General features: G+C 49.0%; 8 protein-coding genes. All 8 read right to left on the bottom strand.

The features are described 5' to 3' along the window. Window positions 1–168 precede the first annotated feature (168 nt). The 8 genes from F4Y39_12565 to F4Y39_12530 all read right to left on the bottom strand — a co-directional run bounded on the left by F4Y39_12565 (window position 169) and on the right by F4Y39_12530 (window position 9482). Window positions 169–1605: a hypothetical protein gene (locus tag F4Y39_12565; GenBank protein MYC14553.1), complete on the bottom strand. Its 1437-nt coding sequence runs from the start codon at window positions 1603–1605 to the stop codon at window positions 169–171. Window positions 1606–1610: 5 nt separating this feature from the next. Beyond that, window positions 1611–3077, bottom strand: a complete 1467-nt coding sequence (locus F4Y39_12560; protein ID MYC14552.1) for a hypothetical protein — start codon at window positions 3075–3077, stop codon at window positions 1611–1613. Between the two features lie 67 nt (window positions 3078–3144). Then, window positions 3145–3381 carry a DUF433 domain-containing protein gene (locus F4Y39_12555; protein MYC14551.1) on the bottom strand — a complete coding sequence of 79 codons (237 nt, stop codon included), beginning with the start codon at window positions 3379–3381 and terminating at the stop codon, window positions 3145–3147. A 473-nt stretch (window positions 3382–3854) separates the two neighbouring features. Then, the gene (locus tag F4Y39_12550) at window positions 3855–4169 is read right to left on the bottom strand and encodes a nucleotidyltransferase domain-containing protein (protein ID MYC14550.1); all 315 of its coding nucleotides are present in this window, start codon (window positions 4167–4169) and stop codon (window positions 3855–3857) included. A gap of 449 nt (window positions 4170–4618) precedes the next feature. Continuing rightward, window positions 4619–5935 (bottom strand): hypothetical protein, encoded by a 1317-nt coding sequence (locus F4Y39_12545; protein ID MYC14549.1) that lies wholly within the window; start codon window positions 5933–5935, stop codon window positions 4619–4621. Window position 5936: 1 nt separating this feature from the next. After that, entirely contained in the window at window positions 5937–6671 is a 735-nt protein-coding gene (locus F4Y39_12540; GenBank protein ID MYC14548.1) for an outer membrane beta-barrel protein, read from the bottom strand. 175 nt (window positions 6672–6846) lie between these two features. Next, on the bottom strand, window positions 6847–8547 hold the full coding sequence (locus tag F4Y39_12535; protein ID MYC14547.1) for a hypothetical protein: 1701 nt from the start codon (window positions 8545–8547) through the stop codon (window positions 6847–6849). 41 nt (window positions 8548–8588) lie between these two features. Next, window positions 8589–9482 carry a hypothetical protein gene (locus F4Y39_12530; protein MYC14546.1) on the bottom strand — a complete coding sequence of 298 codons (894 nt, stop codon included), beginning with the start codon at window positions 9480–9482 and terminating at the stop codon, window positions 8589–8591. Window positions 9483–9997: the final 515 nt, after the last annotated feature.

The following is a 9997-nucleotide window of genomic DNA, read 5'->3' as shown; positions in this document are numbered from 1 at the left end:
GGGATTCGGAAGCCCTTGCAAAACAACGCTCGCTAACTCGCGTCTGCTTCCCAACACTAAAGCTCTCTGCGAGTGGGTCTCCTTTCTTACTACTCATAAGGTACCCACCAAAACGGGTCAAGTCCAGATCGGTTGTGATCAGCGGGCTTTTGTGTTGAATTCTCTGATTTAAACGTCAATCCGTGTCGATTTGCCGCCATGAACGCTCGGTTCAGCGCACCATTGGTCGCGCAAAATGGAGAGGGGTTCGAGGATTGATTCAGGTAGGCGCAACAGGTCCACCAGGATCGCCCGATCAAGAGCCTTTCGAGTGTCGTCCCGATACGCTTCGTTGGCTGGTAGAAACTCCGCTTCCTTGAATGCTTCAAAGATGTCCTCGGCTTGAGCGATCTGTCCCTCGCTGAGATGGCGTGGGTCCAACACCGTCAGACGAGGTAGCTGGGTAATCGTGAGCCGTGCACGGCCTTGTTGCTGTCGAGTTCCGATCCACCAGAAGGCAAGGTGGCCCAATGCAGTGTTGGCCCACAAGACGAGGGGTAAGGTCCACTTGTCTTGAGACGGAATGAAGTTAGGCCACGCTGTGCCGCCGATGGCTTCAGTCGGCGTGAGGCAGGCGGTGAGGCTTTGCGAGTTGATTTGAAAATCGAGGTTGAAATGCAGCCGCGAGGCGGTTGTGTTCCACACCTCAATAGCACGGGAGTCGCAGCCGGGGCGCACTTCTCCTTCGCTATCGGGTGGGACGACGAGACCCCGTTCTTGTTTCGCGTTGTGGCTCCACAACATCGGATACTGCGGTACGCCCTGAATGGCGATTTTTTTGAACGGTCCCCGCGGCACTCCCTTGCTAATTCCTCCGATAATATCGAGATGGTATAACCCTTCCTTACCAAGAACCCCGAGTTGAGTTGTAGGAAGCGTTGTGGAGTACCCTTGAGGAAGCTGAAGTGTTCCGGTGGCCAGCCCAATAGCAGTGGAAGCGAGTGTGGTTTCGCGAAGGGACGCGCAACCGCCCTCGTTCAAAGGTGCCCAAATGTACGTGCCGATTGTTTCGCGGTCACCTATGTAAATCCGTCCTTGTCGAGCTTGAGGCGAGAGGCGACTTACTGCCCGCGCTACCTCAAAGGCTTCCGCGAGGCTGCGTGGTCGGTGATAGAGATTAACAAACAACGTTTCTCCGGATCCCTGTTGTCCGCCGCGGCACTTGTTGGCTACCACGAGGGCTTCGGCCATGCCTGTATCGGCTGAAAAGGCCCGATCTGTCTGACCGTGCGCTGCAATAGTCAGCACGGTCAAGTCTTTGTATTCGCTTTTCAGCAAGCGACGGGAGTTCTCCCATGAACTACCGCTCACAAATGCTGCTGGCAACACCAGCGCGAGAACGCCACCGGGTCTGGTCTTGACATGGGCGAGGTCAATGAAGTTAGAGGCCAGCCCGGCGTTTCCATGACCAGCTAAGTATCCTCTCTTTTTTAGTCCAGCGCATATTTTTTTCAACCGATTGCTCATTTGTCGCTGTTCATCTTCACTTGTACCCAACCCGGCAAACGACGGTACTGGCACCTCGGCCTTCTCGTGGTTGGTAGGTCGTGTGAAGGGGGGATTCATAATTATCAGATCAGCCGTTTCGGGGGGAGGATCATGTCCTGGCTTCCCTCGGCTTCCACATCCGCGCCCGTACCTCGCGCTACATGGATGCCAGTCCCAAACAGCGATGGCGCGGTGTCATCCTCAATGAGATCAAGAGCACCCAGGGCCATGGCGTGCCGCTTTTCCTGGCTCTGCTGTCCATAGGGCAAAGTGTGGACACGAGTGTTGCCAAAGGTTGTGCCCGGATGGGTGCTCGACAGCATGGACGCGGTCAGATGCGTTGCGGCTGGCATGATGTCGGCAGCGATGAGGGCACGTTCCATCATCTTAGTGTGCAGTATCTGATCGTCACTGCCAGTTCGCCGATGACGCGAGGCCAGGGCACGATATGCCGCCGAGAGTAGAGTTCCGGTTCCGCAGGCAAGGTCCGCGATTTGGAGACGGGTGAGGGCATCGGGGTTGGACCAATTCGTTACTGCGTCCAGACGTGATACGGCTAACTCACCGAGCAGGGCAGCAGATGTTGGTAGTGTGTAGAACGTGGCGAGAAACTTCCGGTCAGCAATAAGCCTTTGGAACATACGTCCAGAGAGGTCGTGCAAGGTGGTAGCTCCTAAGCCAGCTAAATCACCGGCTGCCTGAGCGAGACGATTGAGGACCGCGTTTGCTGTGCTGTCGGCGATAGGCAGGAGCAGATCGGAAGCAATGCGGAAGATGGGATAGTAATTGATGTTGTCGAGAATATACTGCCAACATTTGAGCAAACGGCTCTTGCTGACATCGTTGCGACCAGGAATACGCAATTCGTCGATGGTTGGGATACCGTGAGCGTCAACAATAGCGGTGTGGAAGACAAGGGCGTTGGCGACAATGGCCATGGCCATAAGTGAGGTTTGTTCGCCATCTTCTTGATGGAGAGACTGAGCCATTTTCTCCAGCGCATGGATGCTGGCTGTTTCGCGTAGCTTGCCTGCGGCTTCGCCTATGCTCTGCTCCAGAATTTGTGTTCCTTCAGCAAGCAGCCGTTCGGACAGTGCGACGTTTTCAATACAGGCAGCAAGATCATCAATACTGCCGATAAGCCAACCCTCAGACGGCCAGCGCACGATGGTATCCTTTTCTTGCAGTGAAAAGGTACAGTAACGGAACTCAGCGGCTTCGATTAGCCGCTCCAGGTCTTTCTGCGGCGCACGGCTCAGTTCTTGTGGGACTTGGACAGCTATAGTCTGCTCTATCAAGTCGCCATTGTACTCCAAGAATTTCCCCAAACGAGCCTTAGCGTCTGCTTCGACGCTACGCGCTGGCATAAACTCTGTCTCGATAATGACTGGTACACCGCCTGGAGGACGAATGACAATATCCGGTTGTAGGGCGGTCTCACGGAGTACATCCCGTTGCTCTACACCGACATGATCGCGCCAGCGTGGATGCTTGGTCTGTAGTACATCTAATAACCGGACATTGAAGGCGATTTCGTTGGTTTTGGGCATTTTTTTAATTGCAAAGTCTTTTGAGTTGCGGAAGTTGAGGTTCCTGGATATTGAAGATTACGCTCATTTAGGATTTATCTCGACATATCGCGTAACGAGCGATTTCAGTCCAATGGATGCAAGCGCGTATGTCGTCTTCTTGAAGGTCGGGGAAATAATTAGAGAGGATCGTCTTAAACGAGATGCCTTCACGCACCAATTCGAGAACATCAACTACGGGAATCCGGGTTCCTGCAACACAAGGCTTACCAAAATGAATCTGAGGATCAACCGCAATTCTATCTCGATAATTTCCATTTTCCATATCGCTTAGACTCCAATGTAACGTGTGGTTTCAATGTTTACCTCTGGGTGTTGGTGCCGCCATCTGGGATACAGATTCCACCACTCGGATTTTTCGACCCATGACGGACTGGGGAACACTTCTATACCCGCCTCAATCAGCTTCGGGCGAACTTTTGTGGATGATATTTTGTGCAATATAGCCCAAATCCAAAAGGGTGTCAATGAGCCGTATTAAATTATGCCCCGCGCAGCACAATGAAGTATTTTAGGAAAAAAAGAGCGAGCCAAAAAAGACTCGCTCTTTTCATTTTATTGATTTCTGAGGTCACATAGGACGATTCCGCAGGAGATGAAATCCCCTCCTGATTCATGTTATATCCGCTCCTCAGCCCAGCGGACGACAGCTTCGGCGATTTCCACCGCTTCTAAGTAGTGCTGTTCGGAGACGGGTTGCTCTATACCAGGATAGCGTGCCGCCGTCGCATAGAGCGTTCAGGCGGCTTCATATATGACCCTTCCCTCTCGCAGTGCAGGCTTGATCACCAGTGCGTGACTATCCTTGTAACGTTCCATCTGCCCTGGCGTGACCACGATTGCATCCACTGCTACGCCAACGCCGCGCAGGTTTCCGTAGATGTCTCCCATAACAGTCCACGGATCGCTGTCGTCCTTTACGACGAGCAGGTCAACGTCGCTATGGCGGCTCAGGTCGCCCCTCGCGGCGGATCCAAAGAGAATGATCTTCTCCGGATGAGCGACCTCTACAATGCGCCGGATGATGTCGTCTAAGGTTGATTGGTCCAGCATCGTATTGCCTTTTGTTTCACATCAGGTCATGTGTAACTATAGGATAGTATTCAGCGATCAGCAGTTGGCTGATACGAAAAATTCCGATAGGCTTCAATCTCAGCAAGAATATCCTCTTCTGTGAGAGTTTGAACTTGGGGAAGTGATTGCGTCTTCTTTAACAGGGCGCGTAACTCATTCTTCCGCTCTACTTTTGGCTGCGCTACTGAACGCAGGGTAATTTCCACTTCTTATTTTGCAATATAGCCCAAATCTAAAAGGGTGTCAACGAGCCGCATTAAATTATGCTCCGCGCAGCACAACGAAGCATTTTAAACAAAAAAAGAGCGAGCCAAAAAAGGACTCGCTCTTTTCATTTTTGGGATTACCGGGGGCGTCGGGCGGGAAGCGTTCAGGCGGCTTTTATGTGCAATTTGTTTGTGCAATTCAGGGGTAGGTTCAGCACATTTCTACCCCTCGAAGTCACTGACAAAGATTAAAAAGTCTGGAAAATCAACCTGACCATCGCCATCCAGGTCAGCCTCAGCGACGTAGCCGGGAAATATGTCTCTTGTGCCGAAGGCATTAGCGAAAAATAAGAAATCGGTAAAATCGACATTGCCATCGCCATTGAAATCAGAGCGTTTCCCGTGGCGTATCACCAGTATCGCTTGCATTTCAGTCTCGGAAATAGACGTGCCAAAAATGGAGATGAGATCGCCTTTCATCAAGTCTGAAAAAGGGATCACAAAGTTGAGAAAGTCATCGAAGTTACCAGACAGAAATACCGGGACAATATCCTGAATAGACTTCTGGATGTTGACAATGAGAGCCTGTGACGCATCCACAGTCATATTTGGGCGACGATAAGGAAACTGGACAGAAAACGAATGGCTTTCAGCATCGATGCTACCAATGCGGACTTCTGAGAGATCAATAACTTCCGGTTCCCCTTCCAACATGATTTGCAAACCCGTTACGCTCTGACCATTGACAACCTGAACGAGTGCTGTGGAATCAACACCGCCTGTCAGGGCGTTTATCCCTTTCAAAATGCCCACATCTTCCCTGTTTCCCTGTGCATCAGTCACCTCTTGAAACGCAATCATCGCATAAGCCCCGTCAGGCACATGCTTCAACCTGTATTCCAACTGCTCATTGAAATCTGTAATGCGAACAATGGCAAGCTGAAACAGGTCAAAGTCCAGTTCACTCTCCAGAGCTTCTAAATATCGTTGAGGGTCAATCAGGGCAGCCCCACCCTCTCCCATTGTAAGCGGTACAACACCCTCTGGCAAAATAGCCCTACCAGAAATTTCGGAATCTGGCAATTCTGCCGTGCCCCAAAAATACTGTTGCTGCTCGGCAATAGGAACGGCTTCCGAACGGCCAATAAGCATCTGATAGGTCGCACCTGCGGGCAGGTCAACCATCCCTGTCAATGTCATGCGGTCTTCACTGACCGCCACACCTGTCCCTTGCGTGGCATTGTAGAACGACATGGCAAATTCAAAAGGATATGAGTTAATCTGCAAACCTGCAATCCCGTACCTGAATTTCTCCTCCTCCTGCTCGCGCGTTATGGGCGTGTTATATGTAATCTCAAATTTTTGCATCCCACTCGGCACGGGTGGATTCTTCACATCTTCCTGGAGTGTCACGCCGCCTATCACAAATGAGGTCACAGCCGTCTCAATCTCCTGCCCCCATATAGGGCTTCCCATCACGCCAGTAGCTATTGCTACCGCGAGGATCCTGCGAATACATGTTGACATGACAGAGTCCATTTTAACCTCCCGTTCTTCGCCCATAAGGAAAACCGAGGCCGACACAGGCGGAGATCGCTCGGTTTTTGATACTGGTTTCTGCATTGAAGTTAGGATCATAGGGCGCGGTTTTGTTAATAGATCGAATGCCCTCGGTGTATAGCAATTCTGCCTTGATTATCATTGCTTCGGAAAATGTCATTTGCGTGCCAAGTCCTACAATGATACCAAAGTCTGTGGTCTTGAACTCGAAGCGGTCTCTCCAGTGTCTTCTCGCTAACTGTTCGCCCTCGCTCCTAACTTTGAATGCTACTGATGGCCCTGCGAGTATAAATAAAGAAGGTGCATGATAGGGGGAGATAAGTGTGATATTGGCTAACCCAGAAAACTCAATATAGTCAACTTCTATGATGAAATCGTATAAGAAGTCATGAGCACCCTTTTGCACATAGTCACTATTGAGTTGAAAGCCAAATCTGCCCCGTACTGGAAAAGTTCCGGAAACACCCAGCTTGAAGGTGGCGCGTGCATTCACTGGATGCCTATCCATTATCTCTCCGCTCAGGGTTGCCAGATTCAGGCCCTCCCTAACAGAGAGTGTCGGTTGCCCAGGAATCGAGGTGGGATAGGACAGGACCGCAAATATCAGAATACCCATAAAGTATCTCATATTTCCTCCCTTGAGTTCAGGGATCCACTTGTTCCCTATTTTTACGTACCCAGATATTGTCAAATGTTGTGGATGGGCTGAGTGCATCACCGTATAGGATCACTGGATTTAGCTGCGACACAGAAAACACGAGGAATAAAATTGAAAGAGAATATTTCGTTTCCCAAAATATTGATCAGGGAATAGACGTGATTTCGCAGTACGTTTCGAATTGAAACTGTGAAATAATTTTTGAGCATCGCCCTATCTCTCTATCATACCATCATGGCATCTCGGTCTTTAGTATCGTCAGAATGCCCGACGGTTTGACCACATAGAGCACATCCTGTCCCTCTTCGAGACCAGAGACAAGATCGCCATTTAGATGGCCGTCCTGCATAAAACCCGGACCTTTGACTTCAATATGGGTTATGGGACCGCCATCCTGATTCAGCATCCAAATTTTACTGTTGTGCATATCCAGCACACACAATTGATCTAAAAAATTGGCCGTCAATGCGCCGGGCTGCATACTGTCCATCAGCGGCACATCGCGCCAGATAATATGCTGAGGTTCTTCGTCGCTTCCAAATTCAATCTGTCCTTTTACAAGGCGGTGTTCATCAGGAAAGGACATCCAGAGCGCGTTTTTCCAGAACAACAGATCATAAGGCGGGGTTGTCGCCTGGATGGGTTCAGACCACACTTCAACGATTTCAGCTCTCGGAGGAAGGTCCCTGAATTGAAAAATGTTAAAAATTTTCAGTGTACTACCTGCAACCACATAGAGCCGCCAATGATTATACTTATATAGATCATACCGTTTTACAAATTCTTGTGTCATGGCTATACGGTCAGTGGAATTAACATGCCAGGCAGGCGGTTCAGATAGCCAGAGATACGGTTTACGAAACTTAAAAGTCCATCCAGACATATTGGTAGAGAAGAGCTTAACATGAACCGCTTGTGTATGAGGATCAATGCCAGCGACAAAAGTATATCCATGGCGGGGAATATCTATCTGAAGACTTACTGGATTCCACAGCACTGGCATTGAAGCACCTGCTATAGAAATAGATGCGGGTACCAGAGCAGGTTCCTCATTTAGATAGATAGACGCTTCATCAACCGTCGGTGGTCTTCCCGGAGGTACCCTGCGAGCATCTGGTGGGTAGTATGCCTTGCGGTGCATTGTCACAACGCCAGGTCCCAATACACAAAGAAGCGGGTGCGTCGTCGTATAGGAACCAACAGAACCTACGGCAAGGCGCACGGAGGTTCCAGGTACTATGGTAAATTGAGTAGAGTAAGATGTGAGGTAGAGACCCGTTTCATGAGGCCTGCTTTCCAACTTCGATCCCCCCTGCGTCAGCGTGCGAATCCAATATGTATGCACTTCGTTTCCCACAATCGGACCATCCACAAACTCTTCTTCTACCACATCTCCAGTCCGGTGAACCACTGCTTTTGGCCCCTCACCAATACGCCGCACCACCTCATAAGCCACACCCTGCTCTACATCCGGAGTCCAACGAATTTGAACTGTTGCATCCTTTGGATCAAGACGTACATCTAACAGTCTTGCACCAGGTATCGGGGTTTGCAACACATTGCTTGGATAGGTCCGCTTGTCTTCCGAACGCAAGACTACTCGATAAGACATCAATTCTCCAGCAAGTGCTTCTGTATCCAAAAAAGAAAAAACACCCGCTTCTGAATCCGAACCATCAGCCACTTTTTGACCGATTTCTGCAAAGTCGCCACCGCTTGCTTTGCGTTGAATGTAAAAATTACCCTTGTCAGCATCACCTGTCTGGTCCCATTGAATCAGAACAGCGCCCTTGTCCGGTTGATACACAACACTCAGCAGATGAATACGGATCTCACCGCCAGAACTTGTCGGTCCCTGAGAATAATCCGAAGACTTGCCACACTGCAAGAATCCAATCGAAAACAATACGAGCCATATCTTGAGAGATTTCATGTGCATGCCTCCCACAGTTTTTAATCTCTTCGATTGTACATTCAGTTCCGAAAAAACGTATTGAAAATTGTCATATAACAGGCATTCTGTTTTCTTTTTTGAACGTCTGGTGGGAGTGTAGAATTTCGATCCGCGAACTTGTGGATATGCTCAGGTGTAATCCCATAGATGTTGCGAAGGGTATTGAACAGGTCAATCAGGTCTGTCTCATAGCAGTTATTCGCTTTGGCCAGCACTCTCAAATACACATCATCAACATGCGATAATGCCTGTGTAATGCGGGAGAGCATTTTACTGACAGACTGAACATCAGAAAGCCTATAAGGCGCATCCCAATACGGTGTCACGGATTTGATCTTACGCAGCAGGGCCAGATGGTGGTCTTCGCGGATCATTTCCACTGTAAAACTACCGGGATAGACGGATAGCCAGTTCTCGACTATTTGCTTCTCAAATGGCCTTCTGAAATCGTTTAGAATAACCAGACCACCTATCCTGATCTGGTCATAAACCTGGTAAAGGCATGCTTCTCGACCTCGCAGAGTATAGATAGGTGGACCATCAATAATCACGCAATCTATCTCTTCCTCCCAGAACATTTCTTCTTCATAAGTCAAAAATTCCGCATCTCCATAAGATTCAAATGTAATCGGACGATATTTGATTGATAGATTGCGTTTATTCCAGAATGTTTGCATCAGATTCATGGTTTCTGCAAAATTTCGCCAGTCGCCTTCCACAGACAGAACGTGAGTTTCAGAAAACGCCATCGCCAGACGGATAGAACTCGGACCACTTCCAAACTCGAGAATTCTTTCTACTGGGGACATCTGAAGAAGCGTGGTTGCGATTCTCTCAAATGCTGTCTCACCAATGCTCCAGTCTGTGTCCAGGTTAAGCCGATCCGGAATTTTGAAGTCTGGAATTTTATACATTTCTCACCTCTGTGAAACGAAAAATGTTAAAACACCAACATTGGAGTTACCCCGCTTTAGATGCTGTTGCCGAATTGGTGGGGAGGGAGGAGGAGTCTGCGATTAGAAAAACGGCTATTTGTGGCCTGAATGCAGGCTCTGTAAGCCCGTTTAGTTGCATCAACACAGATTCGGAATTCGGCAACAGCATCGCTTTGGCGGAGAGTTTAGGGCTTGTTTTTCAAGCCTGTGATTGTACTGATTGCTGCTCTATCTCTCTATTTTGTTGGTTTATTCTACTCATCATCGTGCGCAAGGCTTCGGATCGAACTTTATCGCCCCAAATAGCATAGAGCAAGGCGAGATGAGCCAAATAATCGCGTTTTGTTATCAGTGTCTGAACATTCATAAGTCACCTCAGTAAAATCTGATTGTTGTTATTCTCTCGCACATTCTATAAAGCAAGATGCGTGCCATAAATTTTTCAAAATAAAAAAACACACTTGAAAATGCTCAAGTGCTTGAAAAACAAAAAG

Source organism: Gemmatimonadota bacterium (assembly GCA_009838845.1).
In the GTDB taxonomy this organism is placed as follows: Bacteria; Latescibacterota; UBA2968; order UBA2968; family UBA2968; genus VXRD01.
The sequence above is the reverse complement of the archived record's forward strand: the minus strand, read 5'-3'. Positions and strand labels throughout refer to the sequence as shown.

Bases quoted from the DNA above. Each gene is read 5' to 3' on its own strand.
- F4Y39_12535 (MYC14547.1), bottom strand. From the start codon at position 8,547: ATGAAATCTCTCAAGATATGGCTCGTATTGTTTTCGATTGGATTCTTG.
- F4Y39_12550 (MYC14550.1), bottom strand. From the start codon at position 4,169: ATGCTGGACCAATCAACCTTAGACGACATCATCCGGCGCATTGTAGAG.
- F4Y39_12555 (MYC14551.1), bottom strand. From the start codon at position 3,381: ATGGAAAATGGAAATTATCGAGATAGAATTGCGGTTGATCCTCAGATT.
- F4Y39_12530 (MYC14546.1), bottom strand. From the start codon at position 9,482: ATGTATAAAATTCCAGACTTCAAAATTCCGGATCGGCTTAACCTGGAC.
- F4Y39_12540 (MYC14548.1), bottom strand. From the start codon at position 6,671: ATGCACTCAGCCCATCCACAACATTTGACAATATCTGGGTACGTAAAA.
- F4Y39_12565 (MYC14553.1), bottom strand. From the start codon at position 1,605: ATGAATCCCCCCTTCACACGACCTACCAACCACGAGAAGGCCGAGGTG.
- F4Y39_12560 (MYC14552.1), bottom strand. From the start codon at position 3,077: ATGCCCAAAACCAACGAAATCGCCTTCAATGTCCGGTTATTAGATGTA.
- F4Y39_12545 (MYC14549.1), bottom strand. From the start codon at position 5,935: ATGGACTCTGTCATGTCAACATGTATTCGCAGGATCCTCGCGGTAGCA.